We start from the raw sequence: 25,978 nt of genomic DNA, 5'->3' as shown, positions 1-25,978 counted from the left end.
GTCGATCAACTGACTACGGCTCGCTTGGCCAGCTGATCGTCCTATGATAGTCAACGGACGACACAAGGGGGAAAGATTCATGAACAAGTACGGTCGGTTATTGACCGGGGTCACGCTGTTATCCTGTGCGCTGCCGAGCTTAGCAAAAAGGCCTTCCGTACCGGCTATGGTTCCGCAGGTGCCTATGGCCGTGCCGCCCGTTGCAGATGGAGAGGAAACGCTCGGCGTTGCTATCGCGGATGCCTACCGTGCAAATCCCGAATTGGAGGCACAGCGTGCACAGTTGCGAGCCCAAGATGAGCAGGTAATACAGGCTGCATCTCCCTATCGACTAAACGCAAACTTGGTCGGCAATTTCAACTACCGCGAGCAACGTCAACGCGACTTTTTTGGAGATTTTGTACCGACTAACGCCCGATCAATGGGCGCATCGATCTCTGCATCGCAGATCCTGCTGAACGGGGGACGGACGGCCGCGCAGGTATCGGCCGCCGAGGCGAACGTACTGTCAGCACGCGAACGGTTGCGCGAGGTCGAGAATCTCATTCTTCAGGAAGTCGTGGATTCTTATGTCTCGGTACGTCGAGATACCGAGATCGTTACCATCCAGCAGCAGTCAGTCGATTCTTATTTGCGTCAAGTTCGCCAAGCCGAAGCACGCGAACGCGGCGGCGATTTAACCCGCACCGATATTGCGCAGGCACAGGCCCAGCTTGACCTTGTGCGGGCGCAGCTTGCGCAGGCGCAGGCGAACCTACAATCTAGTCGGGCACGTTTTGCTGCAGTCGTGGGTCGAAATCCGAAGAGATTGGCTGCTGAACCGCCACTACCGGGCCTGCCGATCTCGCTCGATTCGGCTTACGCCGTCGCCGACAAGGAAAGTCCGGCTTTGTGGCAAGCGATTCTTAATGAGCGCTCTGCGAAGGCGCAGATTGCCGCATCCCGGGCCGAGCGGGCTCCCGTGCTATCCATCAACGGAGCCTTCGGCTATAATAGCCCAACAAGTTACCAAACGAGGGATATGGGGCGTAATATTGTCGGGGGAGCAACACTTACCATTCCCTTATTGTCCGCGGGACTCATCGGGTCGCGGGTTCGTACTGCCATTGCTACCCAGCAGCAGCAAGAGTTCCTGATCGAAGCGACACGTCGCAACGTCCAGGTAAACGTTCAAGGCGCATGGAACCAATCGATCGCGTCCCGCGACCAGCTTGAATTGGGCGATTCGGCGGTACGTGCGGCTAATTCTGCACTTGAAGGCGTACGACGCGGATTTGGTGAGGGGTTTCGGTCAAACTTCGAGGTACTCGATTCGGAACAGCGCTTACTTAACTCGCAAATACTCGTCGCCAATGCACGGTATTCGCGATACAGCAGCCAGGTAAGACTATTGGCAGTGCTTGGCCGTTTACAAGCGTCAGTGATTGATCAAGCGGTTCCGGTATATGATGAAACGGCGAATTTGCGCCGCACACGTGCTCGACAGTTCGGCCCCTTCCAAACAATTTTGGCCCCGATTGATCAACTCAGCAAGCCTAGCGGTATGGCGCGTAAAGCGCCGGTGTTGCCATCGGCTACCGATGCTACCGTCCGTCCAGCAGAAGTCGCCCCGCCTACGGGGGAGCTCGGCGTCACGGTACCCGTCAGCCCCCTCGCCCGCCCGTTACTTCCGGACCCTACACTTAAATCTTTCGGTCAAGCGAAAAGTGAGAAATGACTGATCGGCGACGAAGCCGCGCAGGTCCTGCTGACCCAGAGCCGGCATTGGTCGTGGCTCAAGGCCTGGGGGATGAAGGTCGCCCAGCGCCGGGGTATGCGGCGCGCCATCGTCGCCGTCGCGCGACGCCTGGCCGTCGTCTTCCACCGCATGTGGACGGACGGCAGCGATTTCCGCTGGGGCAGCGAACCCGGCATCGCGGTCGCGGCCATCTGATACGATCTCAAACAGGAGCTTTCACGGTTCTGCTGCGGCAGGAAGAGGTCCTCACGGGGACGAAGGTGGTGTGAGATCGTAATGTGCGCAGCCCTGCTGCCAGCAGCAAGGGGCGTCCAAAAGATTGATCCACGCTGCTTTCTCTTACCCCATCATGGGGCGGCTACGTGCCGACCCCGGAGAGAAGCACGAACCCCGTGTGGCGATCTCAAGCCCGAAAACAGTATTTGTATTTCGTCGCCTACCAATTCCTCAGACCGGCGCACTCACGGCGGCGGCGAGTGGCCTGCGCCTGTTGACTCAGGCCGCGATAGAGAAGCGGCCGGTCGTTAGTCGGGATTGGCGAAGCAAACGGTGTACGGCTCGTTTTGTATGGCGACGCTCGTCTGTTACGCTGGGCCAAGGCGACGCAGCAACGTACAAGCGAATACCTGATCGATCAGGCGGCTAGCGCTGGCACGGTCTCGGCCAAACCGATGTTCGCAAGTTCGGAGTGTACGTCGACGGCAAGATGATCGGGTCGGTCTGCCACGATCAGCTCTTCGTGCAGCCGAAGGTCTCGGGCCGCGTCCACGCCGAACCAGTGTCGGACGCGCCACCGTGTTCGAATGGCAAACTGCAAATGCTCATCAAGGCCGACGGGTATGGTAGGATTCCTACCCGCCCTCCCCTAACGATCGGTGCATTTGGTCTGACGATGCCCTCCCGATGCATAAGCGATGCCGCGTTCCAGCCCGCGCAATTCGGCAAGGCCCCGCATCCGTCCGAGCAGAGAATAACCCGGATTGACGGTGCGTTGAAGATCGTCGAGCATCTGGTGGCCGTGATCGGGCCGCATCGGGATGCTGCGCCCTTCGCGCACCGACAGCCGGTGGACCGCCGCCACCACCGCCGCCATGGTTGCGTCGCCCTCCAGATGCGCGGCCTCGTGGAACGCGCCGTCCGCCTCGCGTTGGACGGAACGCAGATGGAGGAAGCTTATCCGTTCCCCCAGCCGATCGACTATGCCGGGCAGATCGTTGTCGGCGCGCACACCGAACGATCCCGTACACATGCACAGGCCGTTGGACGCGTTGGGCACGCGCGCGAACAGGTCCGCCACATCGCCCTCCGTGCTGACGACGCGCGGCAAGCCGAAGATCGGGAAGGGCGGATCGTCGGGATGAACCACCAGCTTCAATCCCAGTTCGTCCGCAAGAGGACACACCGCCTGCAGGAACGCGACATGATTGTCGCGCAACCGGCCGGCGTCGATCTCGGCATAGGTTTCGATCGCAGTCAGGAATTCGGCCGAGGTAAACCCTTCTTCGCTGCCCGGCAGGCCGGCGATGATCGTGCGCTCCAGCTGCGCCCGGCCGGTATCGTCCATTGCCGCATGACGCCGAGCCGCCGCCGCGACAGTCGCATCGTCATAGCTATCGGCGGCACCCGGACGGCGCAGGATATGAATGTCATAGGCTGCCACCGCCACCGCTTCGTATCGCAGCGCCTTCGCGCCATCGGGCAATTGCCAGGCGAGGTCGGTTCGCGTCCAGTCGAGCAACGGCATGAAATTGTACGTAACGACGCGGATCCCGCAGGCGGCGAGGTTGCGCAGGCTCTGGCGATAATGGTCGATCAGTTGGTCCCAGTTCGCCGCGCACGTCTTCAGCCGCTCGTCCACCGGCAGGCTCTCGACCACCGTCCAGTCGAGGCCGGCCGCCTGCACCTCCGCCTTGCGCGCTGCAATGGCCTCGCGCGTCCACACCGCACCGGTAGGGATTTCGTGCATCGCGCTCACCACCTCGGTCGCGCCGGCCTGGCGGATGTCGCGCAGGCGAACCGTATCCTGCGATCCGAACCACCGCATCGTCTGTGTCATCAACACTGTATCAGCCTTCCACATTCGTCACGGCCGTACGCGGCTTGGCGCGCAGCAGGCTCCACAAAACGGCGGCGGCGAGCAGGTCGAGGCCCGCCAGCGCCGCAAACAGCGGGTCATAACCCCAGGCATCTGCGCTCTGCCCGATCAACAAGGTGAACAGCATGCCGCCGACCCAGGCGGACGTGCCCGCCATGCCGCTCGCGGTACCCACGGTGCGGCTGTCGAACATGTCCGCGCATAGCGTGATCAACGCGCCGCTTAACATCTGATGCGCAAAACCGCCGACGCAGAACAAGGCGATCGCGACCCCGGGCGATCCGGCGAGCCCGATGCACGCCGGCCCGATCATGCAGATCGCGCCGACGCTCATCGTGATCTTGCGCGACGCGACCAGCGGCACGCCGCGCCGCATCAGCCAGCTCGGCAACACGCCGGCTGCAAAGCTGCCGAAATCGGCGGCAAGAAACGGCATCCACGCCCAAAGCGCGATGCTCTTGAGATCGAGCTGCCACACCGAGACGAGATAGAGCGGGATGAAGAAGTTGAACGTCTGCCACGCCGGCTCGGCGAGGAAGCGCGGCACGGCGATGCCCCAGAAGGCGCGGCTCTTGAGCAGGTCCTTGCGCGTCGCCGGCTTGGCACTGACATCCTCGTCGCGCGCCGCGGTGATCGCGTCGCGCTCGGCGGGGCTCAGCGCCGGGTGATCCGCCGGGCTGCGATAGGCCCAATACCACAGAAATGCCCAGACGAGGCTCAATCCGCCGGTGACAACGAACGCCGCCTGCCAGTTCCACGCGAGGATGCAGAAGGCGACGAGCGGCGGCGCGATCATGTTGCCGATGCTGGTGCCCATCTGGAACACGCTGGTCGCCAGCGAGCGTTCGCGGGGCGGAAACCATTCGGACACCGTCTTGGCGCCCGCTGGGATCGCCGCCGCCTCGCTCGCACCGAGCAATGCGCGGAACAAGGCGAGGCTCGGCCAGCCGGTGGCCAGCGCATGCGCCATGTTGGCCAGCGCCCAGCCGACCGCGAACAGGAAGAAGCCGAGCCGCGTACCGAGCGCGTCGAGCACCCCGCCCGCGACCGTCTGCATCACGGTGTAGCTCGCCTGGAACGCCAGCACGATCCAGCTGTAATCCTCCGTCGTCATGCCGAATTCGGTCTTGAGCTGCGGCGCGGCGACCGACAGCGTCGAGCGGGCGAGATAGTTGAGGATCGTCCCCAGCGTGACGAGCCCGATCAGCCGCCAGCGCAGCGGTACGTCTCGCCAGCCGCGACGGGTTTGGCTCATCGCGTGATCTCGATGGCCGAGACGATCGCATCGCCGGTGATCGGCACGAAGCCGATGTCGAGCTTGCCGCCACGGACCGACACGATGGCGCTGCGGGTCAGCGCCTTGGCCGCGCCCCCGGCGGTGCGGGCGATGTCGAGCGCCTTGACGATCGTCTTGCCGTTGGCGGTGACGTCGAAGACGCGGGCGCCAGCCGCCAGCGTTGGTTCGACGAAGGTCAGCGTCACCGTGTAGCGGCCATCGGCGAGCGGGATGGCGTAACCGAAACGACCTTCGCGATAGGTCGCCGCCACTGCGGCATTCGGCGTGCCGGCGATCACCGCTGCGACGGCGGGTTTACCGTATTCGGCGGGCCTGGTCAGCGTACCTGCCTTGCCGCCGGTGAAGAAGGCGTCCGATCCGAACCGCCGTGTCGCGGGTGCAGCCACGATCGCGCCGGCATCGATACGGACATGGGCGATGGCATCGGCGGACAGCGTCCAGGTGACGCGATCCTCGCTCGTTCCGCCGCGGGCTGTCAGCGCATTGTTCCCCGGCGCCAGCACGACATTCTGCCACACGCAGATGCGATCCGGGCAGTCGTTCCGCACCCCCAGCGACCGACCGTTGAGCAGCAGATCGGTTGCAGCCGCATTGCTGTAGATCCGCACTTCGTTGACCGGATAGGCGCGGTCGACATAGCGCCGCCCGTTGATGTGCACCGTCGGCGTCTGGCTCCAGTTGGCCTGGTAGAAATAATAGGCATCCTTGCGGATCGCGCGGTCGTAGGTGACCAGCCCCTTGGTATTGATGTCCTGCGCATCGCCCTCGGCGCGGATCGTCGTGGCGAAGTCGAAGGAATTCCACAGAAACGTGCCCCACAGATAGGGTCGCGCCTTCAGTGCCTTCCACGCCTCCTCATGAATGTAGCTTTCGTATTCTTCGGGCTGGATACCCCCGCGCGAATCAATCGGGCCGCCCAGAACGTCGTCGGTGTGGATGCTGGTCGCGCCGCCCGCACCATATTCGGTCACCGAAAGCGGCTGTTGCGGCCGCTTGGCGTGGAGCATGTCGAGATGGGGGCCAAGATCGCCCGGCACGCCGAAATACCAGCCGAAATAGCGGTTGGCGCCGCCAAGGTCCGCCGCCACCGCCGTGGTTGGGATCGCGACACCCTGATCGAACAGCCGCCCCTCGCAGCAGGTCGCCAGCGCGGTCTGCCGGCTCGGGTCTTCGGCATGCGCGACGTCCTGCAACGTCCTCAGCAACGGCATCGGGTCGGGCGTCCGGCCATCGGCGAAACCGGTCAGGAACGCCGGGAAGGAATTGCCGAAATCGACCTCGTTGGCGATGCCCCAGGTGACGACCGAGGGGTGATTGCCGTTCTGGCGAATCAACTCGCGCATCTGCTGGCGGGCATTGTCGACGAGCGCCGCGCGTGGCTCCAGCTCGCCACGCCGCGTCCAGGCGGAAACCAGCGGAATCTCGTCCCACACTAGCAGGCCATAGCGGTCGGCGAGATCGTGGATCGGCTGGCCGTGCTGATAATGCGTCAGCCGGATGGCGTTGACGCCCATCTCGCGCATGATCGCGACATCCGCGGCGACGTCGGCCGCGTCGATCGCCCAGCCCTTCCCCTCGCGGTCCTGGTGATAGCCGACACCGCGCAACTGGACATGCTTGTCGTTGAGGAACAGGCCCTTGTCAGCATCGATGCGGATGGTGCGGATGCCGAACGGCTGGCGGACCGAATCAAGCCTTCGTCCGCGCGCGTCGGTGACATCGACTGACAATGTGTAAAGATACGGGTCCTCCACCCCCTGCCAGAGATGCGGATCGGTGACGGCCAGGGTCAGCGCCGCATCCTGTGTCGCCGCACCGGCCAGTTTCAGCATCGTCCGGGCGGAGGCCGCGACCCGACCATCGGCAGCGATCAGGCTGGCGGTGACGCGCGCGGTGCCGGCGCGAGCGCTGCTGTTGGCGATCCGCGTGCGCACATCGACGCGTGCGGCGGCTCGGCTGGCGCTGGCGGTCGTCGCGAAGACACCGGACCCACCGAAATCGGCGAGGTCGATGTGGATCGGATCGATCGCGATCAACCGCACCGGCCGATACAGGCCGCCGTGCACGAAGAAATCGCCGGTGAGCGGCAGGATGTCCGCGGTCGTCGCATCCTTGCCAGCGGGCGCGCTGTTGTCAGTCCGCACGACCAGCACATTGTCGCCGCCGCCCGGTGCCATTGCATCGGTGGCGTCCACCCGGAAGCGTGAGAAGCCCCCCGCGTGATCGCCGAGCTTCCTGCCGTTCAGCCACACGCTCGCGATGCGGCTCGCGGCATCGAATTCGAGCCAGATGCGCTTGCCGCGCATCGCCGTGGGAATCGCGATGCGCTGGCGATACCAGCCGAGTCCCTGCGTCTTGTTGACCGTCTTGGCACGATTGATGTGGGTTTGCGGAGCGGGTCGATAGAAACCGACGCGGTTCCACGTATGCGGTACCGCCACGGTCTGCCACCCGGTGCCGGTATCGTCGAAACCCGGCGTGATGACCTCGGCGGGTGCCTCTCCCTGATGGAAGCGCCAGCCTTCGCTCAGCACCACGACGGCGCGGGAATCACCTGTATCTCCGACATCGGAAACGGTTTGCGCGTGAAGGTCCAGTGGATGGACTGCCGCAAGCAGCGCACCCGCGCCAAGCGCGATCGATAGACGACGGGACATACGGCCTCTCCATTTTCGAAGAGGCATAACAGCGAAAAACCGGCCTTACCAGTGATGATATCTGGACCGGCCGATTATGGTCGTGTCCCGGCTAGACGTGCGCCGCCGCGCGGTATCGCGCGCGAGTGGAGGCGACGGCCCTGCGCGCCTCTTCGACCGCCTGCTCCTCCGTCGTAAACAACAGGTGGTCCATGACCGCGGCAAGATGCGCGCGCATCGCGACACGTGCCGCGGCCGGATCACGATCACGCAACGCCGCGATGATCCGGCTATGCTCCTCGACCACCGGCCGGACATTCGCGGTGCGAGCCTTGTGATGCAGCAGCAGACATTCGGGCGAAGTCGCGCGGACATGCCAGAAATCTTCGATCGTTATCTGAACCGCGCTGTTTCGCGTCGCCTTTGCGATCAAGAAGTGAAACGCGCGGTCGGCATCTTCCGCCCGATCGAAGGGCGCGCCCCGCATTTCTTCGACTAGCCCGGCCAACTCCGTCAGTTCATCATCGCCGATATGAACAGCGGCGAGTGCCGCCGCTTCGCCTTCGAACACCATGCGGGCTTCGGTCAGCTCGAATGCGGTTATCGCGAATTCGGGCCGGTCCTCGCTGTCGCCAGGCAACCGGCGGACGAACGCCCCAGAGCCGACGCGGACCTCGACATACCCCTGAACCTCCAGCGCGATCAGCGCCTCGCGCACCGCGGGGCGGCTGACATTGTGTTCGGTCGACAGTTCGCGTTCGGCGGGTAGCCGATCGCCAACCTTGTAGCGCCCCGCCGCGATGTCATCGATCAACATCCGCGCAAGCCGTTGGTAAAGCCGCCCGCTGTTCGTCATGGAGGCCGCTGCCGCAGTCAGGCGTGTCGCCATGTACAGATACTCGTGGTTAAAAGCTGACCGACCAATACCATAGGATTTGCAAGATGCCACAGCTGGTGCGTTGCTCGACACGACAGCACCCGTTGACTTTCCCACAAATCTGATGAATTGGTCGGACAGATAACGCCCATCCGGCATTAGAGGTTGGCGAATCAGGAGAGGTCTCATGCACGTCAGGCACGTTCTTTTGGCATCCGCTGCGTTGGTCAGCCTGGCTGCACCGGCATTTGGACAGACCGGTGGCATCGCCCCGGCGCCGCCCACGCCGACCGATCCGGTCGCCAGCCCGCTAGCGCCTGCGGGGCAGCAACAAGGGTCCAACACGTCGGAGACGCCCGCCGCGCAGGACGATGGCGCGCTGGAAGACATCGTCGTCACCGCCCAGAAGCGCGAGCAGAGCCTGCAGTCCGTGCCGGTTGCGGTCACCGCCATCACTGCGGACCAGCTTGAGGCCCGCGGCGTGGCCGCCATCACCGACGTGGCACGCGTGTCGCCCAGCCTGACCATCACCGAAAACACGAACGCGACCGGCAACAGCATCAACCTGCGCGGGATCGGGACCTTCTCGTTCAGCATCGGCATCGAGCCCAGCGTGGCGATCGTGGTGGACGATGTCGCGCTGCTGCAGCAGGCACAGGCGTTTTCCGGGCTCAACGATATCGCCCGCCTGGAAGTGCTGCGCGGGCCGCAAGGCACGCTGTTCGGCAAGAACGCCGCTGCCGGTGTCATCAACATCGTGACGCAGGGACCGACATCGACGCTGACCGGATTGGTCGGGGCGGTCGCCACCACCGACGATCAGTATCGCGTCGAAGGGATGATCTCGGGTCCGCTCTCGGCAGGCGCCGGGTTTCGGCTGAACGCGTTCTACGACGATCGCGATGGCTATATCCGCAACCTGAACACCGGCAACAAACTGAACGGCGAGCGCAGCTATGGCGCGCGCGCGCGGGTCGATCTCGACCCGACCAGCAATCTCAACATCGCATTGACCGGATCCTATACCAACACCAAAACGGACGGGCAGGTCCGCACCTTCCGCAGCGTCAATCCGGGTGCGACGGTATTCGGTGCCCCGGTCGCGGCCTCGATCGTCGGCATCACGCCATCGGACAACAATTATCGGATCAGGCTGGATACGGAGCCCGAGAACCGCAGCAAGCAGGCGATGTTCACCGGTCGCGCGGCGCTCGATCTCGGCGCCGCCAATCTGATCTCGATCACCGCTTACCAGGATTGGCGGTTCCGCTTCGTCGAGGATCTCGACACGCTCGGCTCGCCAACCCTGCTCGTGCCGACGAACCCGGCCAGCACCATATTGCCGAACGGATCGGCGGCACGGGCGAGCTTCCATGCCAGGAACTTCACGCAGGAACTGCGGCTCGTATCCTCCGGCAGTCGCAAGCTCGATTACCTGTTCGCGTTGTTCTATTCGAACGGCGACACCAATCGCGATCTGAGCCGCGGACCGAACGCCGCCACGGCGTGGGTCGCCAGCGCGAGCACGGAGACGCTCGCCGCCTTCGGGCAATTGACCTACGACATCACCGACACGACGCATATCGACGGCGGGCTGCGCTTCAACCGCGAGACGATCGGCGCGACCTTCCAGAACGTGACGGCGGGCGCGGTTCCGGTCGCCAACAACGCCACGTGCCTGGTCCAGTGTAGCGGCACGGACAGCGACAATCAGGTGACCTACAAGGTGTCGCTGCGGCAGGACCTGTCGGACGGCGTCATGGCCTATGCGTCTTATTCCACTGGGTACAAGGGTCAGGGCTTTGACATCAGCACCGGATTTAACCCGGCCCGCGCGGCCAATCCGGTGCGACCGGAAACCAGTAACGCCTATGAAATCGGCGTGAAGAGCCGCTTTCTCGACAACAAGGTCCAGCTGAACGTCACGGGCTTCTGGACCGACTTCAAGGATTTCCAGGCACAGGGCGGGGTCACGCTGCCGGACGGCACGATCAACCCGCAACTGAGCAACGTCGGCAAGCTGCGCAGCCGCGGCGTCGAGGCGGAACTGTCCGCCAAGCCGGTGCGACTGCTGCGCATCGATGCATCGGCGGCTTATACCGATGCGAAGATCCGCGAATTCCCCAACGCGCCGTGCTTCGGCGGCCAGACGGCGGCTCAGGGCTGCTTGCCCGTGGGTACGACGACATTCCAGAACCTGGCCGGCGCACAACTCGCCAACGCGCCGAAGTTCAAATACAACATCGCGGCGACATATGATGTCGAACTGCCGGCGATGCCGTTCGACGGCTTCGTCACCGCGGAATTTGCGCACCAGAGCCGGGTCAAGCTCGACCTCCTCGGCAGCCCGGTATCCTTTCAGCCGGCCTATGGCGTGGTGAACGGCAGCATCGGCATCGATGGTCGCCGCGACGGCAACTTCCGCGTGGCGTTGTTCGTCAACAACCTGTTCGACCAAGAATATGCGACCTCGCTGGGCTACACCGGCAGCTCCGGCAACCAGGCAGTAGCGCAGCTCCTGCCGCGTAATTCGCGCCGCTATTTCGGGGTGCGGACGCGCGTGGGTTTCTGACGAAGGGTCGCCCCGCATAGCGATATGCGGGGATGATGCCTCCACGGAACGAACGGTTTACCGGATTGCGCGTTCGGCAATCATGTCTCCAGGGGAGTATTGGAATGCGCAAGGTACGGTTGGCCGGATGGGCACTCGCCGGGGTCGCGGCCATGACCCTGGCCGGTGCCGGCGTCGTCGCGCAGCAGGGGGCCGCGGCGCCGTCGCAGCGCTGGATGAGCGCCGCGCTGACTCCCGAACAGCGCGCGGATGCGCTGCTGAAGGCGATGACGCTGGAGGAAAAGGCCGGACAGATATCGCAGCAGTTCATGTTCGGTGAATTTACGCCCTTCGCGGCGGCGGTCCGCAGCGGCAAGGTCGGATCGCTGTTGTTCGTTACCGACCCTGCGATCATCAACCGGCTGCAGAAGGTCGCGGTCGAGGAAACGCGGCTCAAGATCCCGCTGATCTTCGGCTATGACGTCATCCACGGGTTCCGCACGATCTTTCCGGTCCCCCTCGCCAACGCCGCATCCTGGGACCCGGCCGGCGTGGAGCGGGCGCAGGCGGTCGCGGCGGCGGAGGCTCGCGCGGTCGGCATCCATTGGGCGTTCTCGCCGATGCTCGACGTCGCGCGCGATCCCCGCTGGGGCCGCATCGTCGAAGGGAACGGAGAGGACCCGTTCCTAGGCGCCGCGATGGCACGGGCGCAGGTGCGAGGCTTCCAGGGTCCGGCGATCGGCACCCCCGGCCATATCATCGCCGGCCCGAAGCATTTCGCCGGCTATGCCGCCGCCGAGGGCGGCCGTGACTATGACAGCGTCTATATTTCTGATTCGCAGCTCTACAACGTCATTCTGCCACCCTTTGCCGCCACGGTGCAGGTAGGGGCCGGCAACGTGATGAGCGCGTACATGGACCTCAACGACATTCCCGCGGTCGGTAACAAATGGCTGCTGACCGACGTCCTGCGCGGGCAGATGGGCTTCACCGGCTGGGTGGTGTCGGACGCGAACGGCACGAAGAACCAGGTCGTCCAGAACTTCGCCCGCGACGATGCAGATGCCGCGGTGCGCAGTGTCAGTGCGGGCAACGACATGGAGATGTCCTTCGGTCCCGCAGCCTCGGCCGAGACGCTGGCCGCTTCGGTGCGCGCGGGCAAGCTGCCGGTGGCGATTCTGGACCGATCGGTGCGCCGCATCCTGACCGCCAAGTTCGCGATGGGCCTGTTCGAAAACCCCTTCGTCGATGAAACCGCCGCCAGGGCCACGCTGTCCGATCCCGCGCATCGCCAGATCGCGCAGGTCGCCGCGGAACGCGCGCTGGTGCTGCTGAAGAACAACGGCAAGGCACTGCCCCTCGTCCCCGCCGCGCAGAAGCGTGTCGCGGTGATCGGCGCGACGTCGCATTCGAAACGCGACATGCTCGGCCCCTGGTCGTTCCAATATGACCTTCCCGAAACCGTCACGCCGTTCGAGGGTGTCCGCGATCGCCTGGGCGGCATGGCGACGGTCGAGACCGCGCCCGGCGTCCAGCTCAAGCGCGCCGTGCCCTCCATGTTCGACGCCATCGCAATTCCCGGCACCGCCAAGCCCGAGCCGCGCTGGGACGCGGCAAGGACCCGGAATGAATTCGATCGCGCGGTGGCACTCGCGCGGAAATCAGACTTGATCGTGCTCACGATGGGCGAGGCCGAGGATATGAGTGGCGAAGGCGCCTCGCGTTCCGATCTCAAGCTGCCTGGGGATCAGTTGACACTGTTTGCTGCGGTCATGGCGCTGGGCAAACCGGTGGTGGTGGTCACGATGAGCGGCCGCCCACTCGAGCTGGGCGACGTGCAGGATCGTGCGCCCGCCATCCTGCATGCCTGGTATGGCGGCACGCGCGGCGGCACCGCGATCGCGCGGGCATTGTTCGGCGACGTGAATCCAGGCGGGAAGCTGCCGATCACCTGGCCCCGGACCGTGGGGCAGGTACCGATCTATTATGCGCACAATACCACCCATGCGCCCAAGGATCAGGGCAAGCGGTATTGGGATATTCCATCGACACCGCAGTTCGAATTCGGGTACGGCCTGAGCTATACCAGCTTTGCCATCGCGCCTCCCGCCTTCGACAAGGCCACCCTGCCCCCCGGCGGAACGATCAGCGTGTCCACCACCGTCACCAACACCGGCAACCGTACCGGCGACGAGGTGGTCCAATTGTACATCCACCAGCGGGCGGGTCGCGCCTCGCGTCCGGTGCGCGAATTGAAAGGATTTCAGCGGATCACGTTGCAGCCGGGCGAACGCCGCACGATCAGCTTTCCGCTCGACGAAACCAGCGTGCGCTACTGGAATGCCGCGGTGAAGGATTGGGTGGTCGATCCCGGCACGTTCGACGTGTGGGTAGGGTCGAGCTCGAACACGACCAATCACGCCACGATCGCCGTTGCCGGACAGCCGCGGACGGTCAGGGGCTGGAACTAGGTCAGGACTCATTGGTCATAGCCAGAAGATGACGGTGGCAGCGAGGGCGATGGCGGAAAAGAAGACCGTTGGGCATCGATCATAGCGGGTAGCGATGCGGCGCCAGTCTTTCAGGCGGCCGAACAACTCGATATGCAGACGCTGCACCGCATCCGCGACTAGTTCGTCGGGGACCGCACCTCGTTGATGAACCAGATCAGGAGCCCCCTCCTCGAGCGCGGTTAAATCGTCCCACAGGGGCGTGCAAAGTTCGCCTTCCCGCTGGGCGACATGCTCGTAGGTGACGAACCAGTGCTTGGCCCGCGCATTCACCGGCTGGTGAGCGACATGCGCTTACGCTGGGTTCCCCTCGACGAGCGGATTGAAGATCTCAATGCTGAGTTCACCGAGGCTACTCGCACAGACGAGCGAGCGCGGCGCCTGCTCACCATCCCTGGCATAGGTGCGCTAAATGCAACCGCGCTGGTGGCGGCTATCGGCGACGCCCGAACCTTTGGGCGTGGTCGCGCTGCCAACGACGCAACATCGTCGGCATGATCCCCAACTCGGCGGCCACCTCGGTCTGCATCCGACCGCTCGTCTCCCACAGCGCCACCGCTTCGCGCTTGAACTCGTCCGTGAACCGACGCTTCGTCGTAATCGCCATAATACACCTCCTGGCTCCACAGAGCCTATCATCGGTGTCCGTCAAACCGAGGGAAGATCACATTGGTCTTGGCATGGTCGGTCATGGATCAGATGTGGTGGGTCGCTTCCCTGATCAGTGTGGCGATGAGAGGGTTCTGAATTCGGCTGATCTTCATGGACTCAGCTGTCGCCTCTACGCGTCGCGCGGGCAACGTCGTGATGTGCGCAGCGCTAACCACTTTTAGCACCACCACAATCCTCATGTTCGGCTCGATCGTTCAGCCCTCGCAGCACATCATGGCGGTCACTCATGATGCCATCGCCTGCACGGAGGCTGACGTTGCGCTCCTCGGCCTTGCGGCGGACGCGCTTTGCCGCAGGGCTGAGCGGCTTCATGCTGCTCGTCCGATCCGCAAGCTCCTTCTCAATCGGCTCGTGGTGCTTGCGCAGTGCCGAGAGGATGGCAGATCTGAGACGCAGCTCAAGAAGAACATCACCGGCGTACAAATCCAGCAGGTCGAGCATCTCCGCGCTGTCTGGCTTGCCGGTCGCGACGAGGTCATCGACCTTGCCGCGAGCTCCGGGATCGAGTTCGTCGAGGCGCCGGGAATCAACGCGGACGTACCCTGAAACCACGCGCATCAGCGTCCACGCTGGCCCCATGCCGAACAGGCCTGCCGTCCGGTGCGTGAAGTCGTTGATCATGCGCACGGCAACTACCTGACGAAGGTGGTGATCGGCATCCTTCACCGATTGCTCGGCTTCTGCCAGCACGTCCTTCATCTCAGCGAGTTTGGCCTCGGTGATCTCCACCTGCCGTTGAAGCTCGTCCCTGCGGCGAACCGCCGAGACATGAGCCCCGCGCGCCGACGGTTTGCGTCCGGCGTCCGGGTCGCGGAGTTTCGCCGACGGCGGCACGGTCATGCCGCCATCGAGCAAGGCGAGCCACACATCGACGTCGACCTCGGCGGGCACCAGGTCGAGCAGCAGCCCGAACAATTCGTCCTCGCGAGGGCCACGCTCGAACAACTCGGCCAGCCGATTAATTGAGCCCGGGTCCTCACGGGCCTGCACGCTTAATTGTGCCGCGACCTTGGCGAGCGCCTCGCGAACGTCCGGGCTGAGCCCTTGCAACTTGATCTCCATCGTCATGCTCCATGGTCGCGGACGTCGATCTTCGACGTTCCTGTGCCATGACGATGGCCCGACTTGTCGAGCACGTAGTGGGTAACCCGGAATCACGATGGTAGCGCGCAGGCGCGCGCACCCACGCAGCGCACACGCATGCATGCACACGGATGCGCCGCGCGCACCTGTACGCCTGCGCGTGTACGTAGGGGGAAGAAATAGAAGATATTCGCGCAATAATGCTAACTCGTCCGCCGCGGCGTCCGGGTTAGCGTTGCGTCGATGAGGTGACGCTTACCGTCAAATCAGCGCGAAGAAGCGGCTGCCCGGTCCGGGCGGTTGTTCCTCCCCGCAGAGCGGGACGGGGTCCTCCGGCGATGCCTCCGGAAGGCGTCAGGCCGACTTGGGGGAGGGTCACGTGGGGGGGCTTCCCTCCCGCTCGAAAGCGATCCAGACTCATCGCGAAATTAACAGCTGGATCTTTCCCGTGCCCGTCCCATCGTCGGTCGTACATCTTACAGAAGCGCTCCGACGGTTTCTCGTCCGCAAGGATGAGGAAGCGCTTTCCGGTACGGTCAAACATGGCCGGATCAAAGTCGTCAAAGAGCGCAAGGGGAGCGAAGGACGCGCCGGCGGCAGTCCATGGCGTCAACCGATCGATCTGCGCTATGCCGCACCGCCCGACGGACGTCCGCGTTCGTCGTCAGGGGCTACCAGTTTTCACTTCAGGGGGAAACGAGCGAGCAAACAGCGGCCCTCTGGCGGCACCGGGAAGATCGCTACGGGGAAAGCGTCGAGCGGATCCGGTGGCGGCCTCGATCCGGCCACGAGATTTGAACGCTATGTGTCGGATGAGCCGAAGCTGCAGCCCGTGTCCGCGGCGCAATTCGAGCGCTATCTCGAAGAACCCAAACAAGGTTCCGAGAATGATGTCGACCCGGTCAATGACCCGTCGCGTGCCGTCCTCGTTGCATCGAATATCAGCGCCATCGCTGCGGAGCGAGAAGACTTCTGGAGGCAGTGTTGGGCCGCTGCGAGAACCGCAGGGGCACAGCGGGTAGAACTGTTCGCCGAGCGTGGATCCGCATCGGAATGGGGGGCTGTCGCGGCGGATCCTGCTACGCCTGCGCCCGTGGCGATTGCTGCTCGGACGATCAGTCAGGAGTTGGCAGCATCTGGCGGTGCCAACGACGGCAAGGCGGGCGGCAAGCGCTCTGGTCAGGTCATCGAACTCGATAAGGCGACACATGTCGACTGGGCTCTGGAACTCGGCAACAGGTTCGGTAGCTCCCGGTCGGAGCGGATGATCCACTACCCCAAACCGCGCGCCGGGCGGGTGCAGGAGCAGTTCGATGTGGAGATACCGGCGGAGTGCGACGAGGCCGATATCGCAGCCATTGTAGGCAAGCTCGCCGCCGATCTCGACAGCCTCGGCGTTCGCTACACGATCGTCGTTCATGTGCCCGACAAGAACAACGATCGGCGCAACTATCACATCCATTTCATCATGTATCTCGGGCGTTGCACGCTGGCCCCGGACGGAAGCTGGAAATTTGATGCGAAGCCCGGTGAGCCTCCGAAGTTGCGGCCGGGTGAGATCGCCGTAGGCTTAGGTGCAATTACCGTCGAAAAGTGGTCAAGCTCGCACCATAATGCCTTGGCGGCGGAGGACATGAGAGCGCTACGTATGCGGTATGCCGAGCATGTGAACGAACGATTGACTGCCCGGAAGAGTGATCGTTCGTACGATCCGCGAACCTATGTAGAGATAGGGATCGACCGGCAACCAGCTCGGCATCTAGGCTCAGCCGCCGCGCGTCTTGTGGCCGCAGGAGTGCCTGTCGAGATCGACATCGCCAACGCGATAAACGGCTGGTCTTCCATTTATCGCGAGCTAGACCGTGCAGGACTCACACGGAGATATGACCGCGGTCTCGCCGTTCAAAGTATGCGACGCAGTGCAGACATCGACAGTGTCGGGAACAATGACAGCGACGGTCGTCTGGAGGCGCTGATCGGAGCTTGGGTTACCGCCGGCGACGAGGCACTGGAGGGACGGCTGGCGATCGATCGGCTGGATGCGATGAGGGCGGAAGCTGAGTCTGCTGCGAGGCGTCTGTTGAAGAACACCACGCGGCTAATCGAGGCGATCGATGCAGGGCATGCAAAGCCCGAAGATCGGCGGAACGAGCGCTACATCCGGCACCGCCACCTACTCGCCGGATGTCATTTGTCAGAAATTGCCGAGGCGATCGAACCATGGGCAGCCGACGTCGAAATCTATCGCCAGCAGGTCGCTGCGGCAGAGTCCAATCTTCGCCTATTTTCCGCCCAGGCAGAGCAGATCCTGAAGGAGCGGCGAGCTGAAAAGGCCCGTGCTGATGAGAGGATGCGTGTTGATTGGAGAACAGGAACAGCTCTGCCGTCGAGGAAGTATCCCGATCCGCTGACCGGTCACCGTCATGTTGATGCTCTGCTCGAGTATATGAGAACCGGGTCGCAGAAAGAGGCCGCGACCGCAGGGTGGCCTTTGGTGTATCTGATCCGCGACAATGCCGACAGGATCCAGCCCTTGGGTCTCGGACCCTTGGACAATGCAGTCCTTCGTAATCCGCAGTTTGCCGGACGGATCGATGCGGCGATGTTTCGCCTAATCAAGCTACAAGGCACCGAGGTTGGCCGCTTGATCAAGTTCATGGAGCAACACGGGCCTGATGCCCTGGTTGCAGCTCGCCGGTCCGACGAAGCTGCTGAGCTGGTCTCGATAAAGAGCCTGTACGCCGTCTATCGCAATCATCCGCGCTTCTTGAGATCTCTCGAGAAGGCACAAATGAAAGCCCAGATACAGAGGCTGGTTCCTCGACACGATCGGCTTGCCAATGCCCCATGGATCGATCCGATCGGCAGGGATCACAGCCTCTTGGTCGCCAAGCCGGGCAATAAGGCCGCGTCTGTCTCCGCCTCGATATCCGCAGCAAGCGATGCGCGAACCCCAATCCTGGTCACGGCAGCGTCGCCTTCAAGCGCCGTCTCGATATCGCCAATCACAGAACCCAGTGGCACTGGCGCAAGGATCAACGCAAGCCTGCCTACGTCCGATGCCCCACGTTCGACCGGACCCAAGCGGGAAGAGGTCCTGACGGCCAACGCGGAGGCGATGGTCGGGCATGGCCGGGATTCCGCCGCCACAACGCCAGCGGTTGTAAAAGCGGTCCCTGCGCCTGCCGCCGATGACGGGTCGGCAGCGACGAAATCCGGCGCCTTGCTTCAGCGAGAAGACACGGCGCGAGCGGATCGGGCCAGCGAGGTCGCTGCAAACCTCGATGCTCCGACCCCGCCGGTTCGCAACGCCGCAGGAGTAGACGAGGCAAAACGCGTAGGCGCCCCGACGCGACGAAATGGCGCTTATCCTTTCCTGGCGAGCCAGACTCTACCTTACTTACCGGACGGGCCACACCTCAGCCTTTCACGAGCGCCCTTGTTGTCGCGAGTGCAAGGACTATCAACGATACCCAGCTTGCGTAGCCTGGAGCCGTTGCCGCCATCCCCGCCAAGTGTCCGTCTCGGTGCAGCGCAAGCCGAATCCGCTGCCCCGACCACCATTCCGGGAAAGCCAGCCGGCGACCACGTTGCTGAAAGCAGCGGCCGGGGAGTATCCAATTCGCAGTCTCGAGGGGATCTTCAGCCCTCAGTCGGTACCGATGAACCTGACGCAGTTATCGGTACAAACCTGCGCTCCGGGCGAAAAGCCGATCCTGTTCGGGCTGCAACACGCAATCGGAAACCCGAGGGGTTAGTGGCTAAAGCCGCGTCTGAATGGCACGAGCCGCGGGTGGTCGAAGAGGCTCACCGACCCGACGCCCTTGCGGGCGGGACGAAGGTGGCGTCGCCGCCCCGAGATCTTGACGCACCTGCGCTCGACGAAGCACCGCCGACGGATCTCGCGGCGTCTAGCCCGGATTGCGTGCACGTTGCGGTCGCCACGACTGGTCCTTCAGTTACCCCAAGGAAGGAAAAAGCGATCAAGTCGGGGGCGCCACCGGGCGGACAAGACACATCCAATGCACTTGGTGTGAGCATTGAAGCAGTTCGCAGGAAGGTGTCCGTGAGTGCTGCCTATCGATCGCTATCCGACAGCGAGCAACGGGATTATAACGAATGGGCAAAGATCGTAATCAGGTACCTCGCCGAACAATCAGCGGTGCTACGGTTCGATGGAGACGATCTGAACGTCAGTCTGAGGTCGGAGACGATGCTGGCCGATATACGTAAGCTGGCAGATACGGAAATCGGTTTTCGATTGCTGAGCCAGATCGCCAAAAATGTTCAGTACGTACTTCAGACGCGGGAACCAATTGATTGGGTGCGGGTGAAGCCAGTTGTTCAATTTGAAGATGCTAAGGGCTATGATTTGCCGGTAGTTAATCTGGTAACTAACGCAGATGGCAGTCGGAATGGTAGATAAACACGTCAAGTAAATCCGGTGGTTCGGCAGAAACTCTCGATTTGCAACGTCAGATGGTCGAACGCGGGAAAGCAGGAGATCTTGGTCGAGGCGTTCCGGTCCTTACGGGCGGATCTGCGACGCCATTGGGCGGCGCGCGGTGTCGCGCGCCTGTGCTGTACGGGCCGTAAGCAGAGGCGCAGGGGTGAGGCGGTCCCGCTTGACTGGACAGTTTGGCAGCTGGGTTAAGCTATCCTCTTCCTCTGTTACCCCGCCGGTGGGATGGACGACATATTCGGGACGACACGTCGATGCCGTACAGATCATGAAGATGCCAGGTGATCTCGCGGGTGCTCATGCCGCGCGCGTACATGGACACGATCTTCTCATCGAACCCCGGAAAACGGCGCTGGTACTTGGCAATCAGCTGCGGGTCGAAGCTCGACCGCCGGTTGCGCGGCACGTCGACAAGCCATCTTGCCGGTGTCGGTCATCACGGTCTTCCGGCCGCAGCCGTTGCGTGTATTGCCGGCACCGTCCTGCCGGCGAGGTGGTGATCCATCTCCGCGTTCAAGGCGCGTTCCGTGAGCGCATTCTTCCGGGAATCGAGTAGGCCACCTTACTCAAACGCCGCACTGGCACCGCTGCCCGCCAGCAGCTGGTTGAGAAGCTCGTTGGGGATCGCAGGTTCTTTGCGTCGAGGCATATCAGGCCCCTTTTACCCGTTATACCCGCCCGGACACGGAAATACCGACACTCCCCGATCTCCGAACGCCGAGTTACAGCGCTACAACTCGGCCTCATGCCGGATCAAATCCGCGGCCGCTCGCCAACTTGATGCCTGCGATCATCTCGACCTGATCTACGATATCGGTGGCTTGCCGTTTGGTGATCGTACCTTTGATGCGGACGGTCACAGCGGCACCGTTTTGCACGATAGCGACTTTCGCGTGGCCCTTGCTGGTTTTAGCCATGCCCTGATCCTAACATCGTCAAACACGACACATATGGAATATCATACGGGCTTAGCCTGCTGGGGACCGGCAGTCCCTGAACGACGATCTATCTTCCCAGGGGACGGTCGAGCGACATCCCTATCCCCCGCGACGGCGCGACCGGCTTCACGCCGTCGACTGGCCAAAGATGGCATCGATGAGCACCGGGCAGTCCAGCCTGTGCTTTACAAGGATCTTCAGCCAGTCCTCCATCACCGTCAGCGACCAAAAGTCGCCATTCTCCAGCGCAAGATACGCATCGTCGCCAACGGCTTCCGTGTATCCACGCGAGTTGAACAACCACTCGACCGCCGCCTCTTCCGATCCTATCAGGACCACCAAGGTCCGCATGATCTCGATCAGGGTGGCTCGTCCGTCGACGCCGCCAAAGCGGCCGCCAATGCCAGGCGTGTCGAGAATGACGTCCACAAAGTCAGAAGACCCGGAGGCGGCGTCGCGAAGAAGATCCAGCAGGTGATCGCTGACACCATCGTGGATAGGCCCTGTTGATTTCGTCATGCCTGCTCCCACGGAACCGAACGGCGGTTCGCAGGACCATCTTGTCGATGCGGCCATCCGCCGCATCCGTATATTTACCTAGTGAGAAAAGGCTAAGCCGACAGAACGAAGCCGTTCTGATGAAGCTCCTCAGGTTTCCTGGTCTCTTAAAGGATTTAGGAAATTATGATGAACAAGCGCCGTTACAACTTGACCGAACGCGAACTGGAGGTTGCGCGATGGATCCTGCTTGGGTTTACAGCCAAACAGATCAGCCGGGGTCTTTCCATATCACCGCGCACGGTAGAACAGCACATTACCAATGTTAAAATGAAGTTGGGCGTGAATAACCGTAGCAATATGGCGGCTCACCTGATCGTGAAGAATCTAGTCCGCCTGACCGTAGACGATCTTGAGGAGTTTGGCTGACACGGCGGCGGGGGTGGCGTCTTCAGGATGCAAAGCCACCCTTATCGCTTGCGACAATGGACTACATCTTCAGCCTACCGGAAAGCGACTAGATATATTAACACAAAGTAAATGCCTCCGCAAAAAACGCTGAGCTCTCCAATCTCATGTTGCGGGAAGCCGAAATCCGAACCAGGCTCTGCGAAGTTCGCGTTTCGTTCAAGGCTTTTCCCATGCGCCATTCACCCGCGATTGCCAAGAAAGACGATGCCTGCCGGACCCCAGGCCATGGTCTGCGAGACATCCTCAGCCTGCTCGAAAGCGATGTGGGCAGAGAGCTTGTCGAGACGGCGGCGCCGGCGCTTATCGAGCACTGGCTGTTGGGTTCCTCTCGCCCGGGTGGCACCGATGCTGGTCCGATCACGTTGGCGCTGCAGCATCTTCACGGCGGCAAGCCCCAGGATTTGCCCGCCATACTGAACGGCGAGGTCCATGACCTATCCGAGGCTATCCGCTATGCATTGAGCCACTGGGACGGCCTCTGCAGCTTCCTCGACGACGGACGTGTCGAACTGGATTCCAACATCGTCGAGCGCAGCATCCGGCCGCTGACCCTCAACCGCAAGAACGCTCTTTTCGCAGGCTCCGACGATGGCGGAACAACTGGGCAATTATCGCCTCGCTCATCGAAACCGCCAAGTTGAACCGCGTCGACCCACACGCCTGGCTCGCTGACACTCTCACGCGCCTCGCCGAGGGCCATCGTATCAATGCCATCGGCGACCTTATGCCATGAACCTACGCAGCCCGCGTGGTGGAATAACAGCGCTTACGCCTATTCGGCAGTGGCACGCTGTCGCTCATGTTCGTTGCATTACGATCGTTAGGTTTAACGAATTCAGCGCTGAGGTTTGTGCCATAGTCGCGAGCGGTGCTCGCGCCTTCGGGGCAGCTACGGCCTTTGTGCAGGCCCTTGCAACCGGCCGTTCTTTCGCCATCCCCACGTTGTTCGCACCCTCCCTAGCCCAGCGGCCGCGCACCCCAGTTCCGGCGTAGCGCCGTTTGAATTGGGGACTGCGGTTCCGACGCGCTTCGGCCTATCAGCGTTACAGCTCGCGAACTTGCGGATAGCCTGAGCTGAAGCCCGCTACCAGGTAGGCAAGTCGGAACGGGTGATGCAGACCGCGCCTTAGTTAATGACAAAACTTCCTAGACATTTCGTTACTTGAGGATGTCGGTCGTCATGCCGCTTCTAAAACGGCCAATGGCCGCATTATCTTAAAGGCAAAGGATGGCTAATTGAGCCATTTCGTCTTTAATTGCACGTCGTCAAGCGAAATGTGGGGCTGGGACTTAAAACGACCGATGACAAACCGATCGAAGCCCTCGGCACGTTCAGTCCGGTCGGGCGCAGCGCCGCCATGGCAATACCCCCTGCGACTACGCTGCGCCTCGCTGTATTGAACGAAGATGCTCGAGTCGGAATCGTCGAAGCTAGCGTTGGCCAGCTCGTTCGGTTCAAATCGCTCGTTGCTTCACCGAAATTATCGCCTACCGCAAACGCGTCTTCGTGCCCACAAACGACGCCAAGACTGTCCTTAAGCGCGTTTTCAGAATTGGGTGGAGCAGAATGGGATCAATGGCCGCAGAGCGCATTGATCCATCATTCTTCAGGCGTTGCGCGCTGGGGCACAGCCTTCGAAGCGCGTTTTGCCTTAGCAGGCGCGGGTGCCTCAACCTTCGCAGTTGACTTGCGGCCCAAGCCGATGGACTTCGCCATCGCGCGACGGCTTTCGCTGTAGCTCTCAGCCACCATCGGATAATCTGACTTCAAATTGTACCGCGTGCGGTAATCTTCCGGCGTCATGCCATGGGTCGTCAGATGACGACGCAGCGTTTTATACGGCTTGCCGTCGATCAGACTGATGATATAATTCTTGTCTGCCAACGACTTCCGCACCGACACGACCGGCGTGTACTCTGGAGATTTCGCCTGAGGGGAAACGTCGGCCGGGGCATCTCCCAGCTTGGAAACGGCGTCGTGCATCGATCGAAGAAAAGCGGGTACGTCATCGACCGACGTTCTCGTATTTGGGTTTTCCAACCAAGCAATAGTCAGTTCGGTTGCGAGCTCAACAGCATTGGCTTGCATGGCAATTCACCTTTCGAGATAAATGAGGCCACAAAATTCGTGTTCCACTAAGATACATAGGTATTGGTAACGCTGGATCAATCATTAGGATGCAACAGATGCTTAAAAAGGCCTTATACTCGATGGATACTGCCAGCAGCGAATGGGAGGGAGCCAGTGTCCCGAATTGAGCCGGACGCCGACCAAGGGGTGCTCCCTTGACCAGAACACCAAATTCTTCAGGCTGATGACGTCGACCCCTGTTTGTACGAGAGAGGTTACGAAGTGAACGGAGAATTCGCCGAACGGTTCTCCGCCAAAGCATGCTGAAGAATCGAATCGTTACTACCCGCAAAAGCGACGCAGCCCCCTAGGTGTTTAGTCCCAGCATCTGGTGGGTCGGATCCACGACGAACCTATCGGGGTCTGACGTCCAGGTTCGGGCGATGTATTTGTAAGGCGTGAGGCCACTGAGCGTCTTGAGCCGACGAGCGAAAATGCAGGCTGCCATGAAGTCAGCGAGGTGCACCCGTAATTGCTCGTGGCTCTCGTAATGGAAGCGCTTGACGGTCGCCTCTTTGATCGTCCGGTTCATCCGCTCGACTGGACCGTTGGTCCAGTGATGGTTCGGCTTGGTGAGCCGGTGCTCGATGTCGTTCCCGTCGCAGATCATGTCGAAACGCATCTGACGCGACCAGGCTGTGTCACGATTGCACGGCTGGTCGGCAAACTGGATGCCGTTATCGGTCAGAATCGTATGGATGCGGTAGGCCACGGCTTTCAGCAGGTGTTCGAGGAACTCCCACGCTGTTCGCCGGTAGCCTTGTCGACCAACGGGGTGACGGCGAACTTGCTGATGCGGTCGATGCCGACGAACAGGTAGAGCTTGCCTTCGGCAGTCTGAACCTCGGCGATATCTATGTAGAAGAAGCCGATCGGGTAGCGCTTGAAGCGCTGGCGCTTAGGCTTGTACCCCTCAATGTATGGCAGATGAGATATTTCGTGCCGCTGCAGGCAGGGGTGCAGCGCCGACCGTGTCAGATGCGGGATCGACGGCTGTGACGCGTAGAGACAATCGTCGAGCGGCAGTAATGTGTGACGCCGGAATGCGACGACCGCTGCCTCTTCGGCCTCGGTCAAAGTCGTGGAGTGAGGGCCTCCGGCCGGTCTTGATATCCTCAACCGTCGCCCGCTTGCGCCACTTCGCTACCGTCTTCGGATTGCTCCCCAGCTCTCAGCTCAGCGCCGAGAGCGAAGCCTGCGATCGCTGTATTGCTGCTCTGACGGGGTGCGTGGTCGTAGCGCTCCCATGACGTACTTATCCCATACGGCTTCCTTCCATTCCAACGAAAGGATCGCACCATCAAACCGCGAGATCAAACAGATCGCGTCGCGCGACCAACTCGAACTGGGCGTTTCGGCGGTGCGTGCGGCCAATTCGGCGCTGGAAGGCGTGCGCCGTGGTTTCGCCGAGGGGTTCCGCTCGAATTTTGAGGTGTTCGATTCGGAACAGCGGCTGCTCAACGCCCAGATCCTCGTCGCGAACGCCCGCTATTCGCGCTACAGCAGCTAGGTCAGGCCGTTGTCCGTGCTCGGCCAGCTGCAGGCCAAGGTCATCGATCAGGCGGTGCCGGTCTATGACGCGGCGAAGAATCTGCGGCGCACGCGGGCGCGGCAGTTCGGCCCGTTCCGGATCATCCTAGAGCCGATCGACCGGCTTAGCAAACCGAGCGGCGCACCGCTCCTGCCCCCGGCGACCGCCCCCCCCCCGTTCGTGCGGCCGATGTTGCACCCCTCTCCCCCCACCGGCACCACCTTCCCCATCAGCCCACTCACCCGTCCGCCGCTGCCCGATCCCAATCTCAAATCCTACGGTCAGATCGAAGCCGAGGAATAATTACCCGGTAACTATTATTGCATGTCCGCGTCGCTGCGATGCGATGCGGACGCACATCGTTATAATAACGAACATGGGGTAATGGCGGGAGCGAGTTACCTCGATCAGCGATAGCGCAGGAGGTGGCTGTTCCCCGATAGATGAAGGTGCGGGCTCACGACTTGCAGCCGGGCCCATACATCGAA

At 62.2% G+C, this 25,978-nt stretch carries 16 protein-coding genes and 6 pseudogenes; 10 read left to right on the top strand and 12 right to left on the bottom strand.

Annotated elements, in window-relative coordinates; all coding sequences use genetic code 11:
• Window positions 1-79 precede the first annotated feature (79 nt).
• Window positions 80-1,717, top strand: coding sequence for a TolC family outer membrane protein (locus U1701_RS17550; protein WP_332783871.1), 1,638 nt, complete (start codon window positions 80-82; stop codon window positions 1,715-1,717).
• A gap of 12 nt (window positions 1,718-1,729) precedes the next feature.
• Window positions 1,730-1,933, top strand: a pseudogene (locus U1701_RS17545) (IS110 family RNA-guided transposase); the annotation flags it as partial.
• Between the two features lie 670 nt (window positions 1,934-2,603).
• Here the strand turns inward: U1701_RS17545 and uxuA are convergent.
• From uxuA to U1701_RS17525, 4 genes are all read right to left on the bottom strand, one after another.
• The gene (uxuA, locus tag U1701_RS17540) at window positions 2,604-3,794 is read right to left on the bottom strand and encodes a mannonate dehydratase (RefSeq protein WP_332783870.1); all 1,191 of its coding nucleotides are present in this window, start codon (window positions 3,792-3,794) and stop codon (window positions 2,604-2,606) included.
• Window positions 3,795-3,804: 10 nt separating this feature from the next.
• Window positions 3,805-5,088 (bottom strand): MFS transporter, encoded by a 1,284-nt coding sequence (locus U1701_RS17535; RefSeq protein ID WP_332783869.1) that lies wholly within the window; start codon window positions 5,086-5,088, stop codon window positions 3,805-3,807.
• Window positions 5,085-7,787 carry a glycoside hydrolase family 2 TIM barrel-domain containing protein gene (locus U1701_RS17530; protein WP_332783868.1) on the bottom strand — a complete coding sequence of 901 codons (2,703 nt, stop codon included), beginning with the start codon at window positions 7,785-7,787 and terminating at the stop codon, window positions 5,085-5,087. Before U1701_RS17530 ends, U1701_RS17535 begins: the two co-directional genes overlap by 4 nt.
• Window positions 7,788-7,878: 91 nt before the next feature.
• Window positions 7,879-8,583: a FadR/GntR family transcriptional regulator gene (locus tag U1701_RS17525; RefSeq protein WP_443026091.1), complete on the bottom strand. Its 705-nt coding sequence runs from the start codon at window positions 8,581-8,583 to the stop codon at window positions 7,879-7,881.
• A 247-nt stretch (window positions 8,584-8,830) separates the two neighbouring features.
• Between U1701_RS17525 and U1701_RS17520 the strand changes: the two genes are divergently transcribed.
• Window positions 8,831-11,215, top strand: coding sequence for a TonB-dependent receptor (locus U1701_RS17520; RefSeq protein ID WP_332783866.1), 2,385 nt, complete (start codon window positions 8,831-8,833; stop codon window positions 11,213-11,215).
• Window positions 11,216-11,319: 104 nt separating this feature from the next.
• Window positions 11,320-13,665, top strand: a complete 2,346-nt coding sequence (locus U1701_RS17515; protein ID WP_332783865.1) for a glycoside hydrolase family 3 N-terminal domain-containing protein — start codon at window positions 11,320-11,322, stop codon at window positions 13,663-13,665.
• 15 nt (window positions 13,666-13,680) lie between these two features.
• Here U1701_RS17515 and U1701_RS18790 read toward each other — a convergent pair.
• Window positions 13,681-13,791 (bottom strand): annotated as a pseudogene (locus tag U1701_RS18790) (IS5 family transposase); the annotation flags it as partial.
• Between the two features lie 144 nt (window positions 13,792-13,935).
• Here U1701_RS18790 and U1701_RS18785 point away from each other — a divergent pair.
• Window positions 13,936-14,202, top strand: coding sequence for a transposase (locus U1701_RS18785; protein ID WP_443026090.1), 267 nt, complete (start codon window positions 13,936-13,938; stop codon window positions 14,200-14,202).
• Here U1701_RS18785 and U1701_RS17505 read toward each other — a convergent pair.
• Window positions 14,174-14,311, bottom strand: a pseudogene (locus U1701_RS17505) (transposase); the annotation flags it as partial. The gene U1701_RS18785 and the pseudogene U1701_RS17505 overlap by 29 nt on opposite strands.
• Before the next feature lie 212 nt (window positions 14,312-14,523).
• A complete protein-coding gene (locus U1701_RS17500; RefSeq protein WP_332783864.1) occupies window positions 14,524-15,438 on the bottom strand; it encodes a hypothetical protein in 915 nt (304 codons plus the stop codon).
• Window positions 15,439-15,838: 400 nt separating this feature from the next.
• On the opposite strand from U1701_RS17500, the gene U1701_RS17495 reads away from it, so the two are divergent.
• Window positions 15,839-19,885, top strand: coding sequence for a MobA/MobL family protein (locus U1701_RS17495; protein ID WP_332783863.1), 4,047 nt, complete (start codon window positions 15,839-15,841; stop codon window positions 19,883-19,885).
• A 273-nt stretch (window positions 19,886-20,158) separates the two neighbouring features.
• Here U1701_RS17495 and U1701_RS17490 read toward each other — a convergent pair.
• From U1701_RS17490 to U1701_RS17480, 3 genes and pseudogenes are all read right to left on the bottom strand, one after another.
• Window positions 20,159-20,570, bottom strand: a pseudogene (locus tag U1701_RS17490) (transposase); the annotation flags it as partial.
• Window positions 20,571-20,664: 94 nt separating this feature from the next.
• Entirely contained in the window at window positions 20,665-20,838 is a 174-nt protein-coding gene (locus U1701_RS17485; RefSeq protein WP_332783862.1) for a hypothetical protein, read from the bottom strand.
• 147 nt (window positions 20,839-20,985) lie between these two features.
• Window positions 20,986-21,378: a hypothetical protein gene (locus tag U1701_RS17480; protein WP_332783861.1), complete on the bottom strand. Its 393-nt coding sequence runs from the start codon at window positions 21,376-21,378 to the stop codon at window positions 20,986-20,988.
• Between the two features lie 168 nt (window positions 21,379-21,546).
• Between U1701_RS17480 and U1701_RS17475 the strand changes: the two genes are divergently transcribed.
• Together U1701_RS17475 and U1701_RS17470 are read left to right on the top strand one after the other, a co-directional pair.
• The gene (locus U1701_RS17475; RefSeq protein ID WP_332783860.1) at window positions 21,547-21,786 is read left to right on the top strand and encodes a helix-turn-helix domain-containing protein; all 240 of its coding nucleotides are present in this window, start codon (window positions 21,547-21,549) and stop codon (window positions 21,784-21,786) included.
• Between the two features lie 476 nt (window positions 21,787-22,262).
• Window positions 22,263-22,561: pseudogene (locus U1701_RS17470) on the top strand (IS66 family transposase); the annotation flags it as partial.
• Window positions 22,562-23,428: 867 nt separating this feature from the next.
• Here U1701_RS17470 and U1701_RS17465 read toward each other — a convergent pair.
• Complete coding sequence (locus U1701_RS17465) at window positions 23,429-23,917, bottom strand: Ros/MucR family transcriptional regulator (protein WP_332783859.1); 489 nt, start codon at window positions 23,915-23,917, stop codon at window positions 23,429-23,431.
• A 349-nt stretch (window positions 23,918-24,266) separates the two neighbouring features.
• Window positions 24,267-25,169: pseudogene (locus U1701_RS17460) on the bottom strand (IS481 family transposase).
• A 36-nt stretch (window positions 25,170-25,205) separates the two neighbouring features.
• Between U1701_RS17460 and U1701_RS17455 the strand changes: the two are divergent.
• Together U1701_RS17455 and U1701_RS17450 are read left to right on the top strand one after the other, a co-directional pair.
• Window positions 25,206-25,469 (top strand): TolC family protein, encoded by a 264-nt coding sequence (locus tag U1701_RS17455; protein WP_332783858.1) that lies wholly within the window; start codon window positions 25,206-25,208, stop codon window positions 25,467-25,469.
• 9 nt (window positions 25,470-25,478) lie between these two features.
• Window positions 25,479-25,793, top strand: a complete 315-nt coding sequence (locus tag U1701_RS17450; RefSeq protein ID WP_332783857.1) for a hypothetical protein — start codon at window positions 25,479-25,481, stop codon at window positions 25,791-25,793.
• Window positions 25,794-25,978: the final 185 nt, after the last annotated feature.

The sequence above is a fragment of the Sphingomonas rhamnosi genome, assembly GCF_036663615.1.
Taxonomy (GTDB): domain Bacteria; phylum Pseudomonadota; class Alphaproteobacteria; order Sphingomonadales; family Sphingomonadaceae; genus Sphingomonas.
The sequence above is the reverse complement of the archived record's forward strand: the minus strand, read 5'-3'. Positions and strand labels throughout refer to the sequence as shown.